Source organism: Paeniglutamicibacter sp. MACA_103 (assembly GCF_045798555.1).
In the GTDB taxonomy this organism is placed as follows: Bacteria; Actinomycetota; Actinomycetes; order Actinomycetales; family Micrococcaceae; genus Paeniglutamicibacter.
In genome coordinates this window covers 1-470 of the sequence record NZ_JBIXLN010000120.1, presented here as the reverse complement: position 1 = coordinate 470, position 470 = coordinate 1, and the positions used below count along the sequence as shown (strand labels likewise).

1 protein-coding gene is annotated in these 470 nt (G+C 62.6%); it reads left to right on the top strand.

The features are described from left to right. Window positions 1-38: 38 nt before the first annotated feature. On the top strand, window positions 39-470 hold a 432-nt coding region (locus ACIPVK_RS21805; protein ID WP_407614072.1), incomplete at its 3' end, for a 3-hydroxyacyl-CoA dehydrogenase family protein.

Below are 470 nucleotides of genomic sequence, written 5' to 3'. Positions count from 1 at the left end.
ACCTAGTTCCACCCCCACGCAGAACAAGGACAACACCTATGCAGATCAACAACATCCTGGTCATTGGATCCGGAGCCATGGGCTCGCAGATCGGCATGCTTGCGGCCCTGGCCGGCTACAGAACCACCATCCAGGACATCGCCGGTGAATCGTTGGCCGCGGCCCGCGAGCAGCTTGTCTCCCGCATGGACAACTCGGTGTCCAAGGGACGCCTGGACCGTGCCGAAGCCGACGCGGCCCTGGCACGCCTGCACTTCACCATCTCCCTTCAAGAAGGCGCCGCCAACGCCGACTTCGTGATCGAGGCCGCCACCGAGAAACTGGAGATCAAGCGGGCCATCTTCGCCGCGCTGGATGCTGCTGCACCTGCCCACGCGATCCTGGCCACCAATTCCTCCACGCTGGGCTCCTCCAAGGTTGCCTCGGCGACCAACCGACCAAAACAGGTCTGCAACATGCACTTCTTCAAC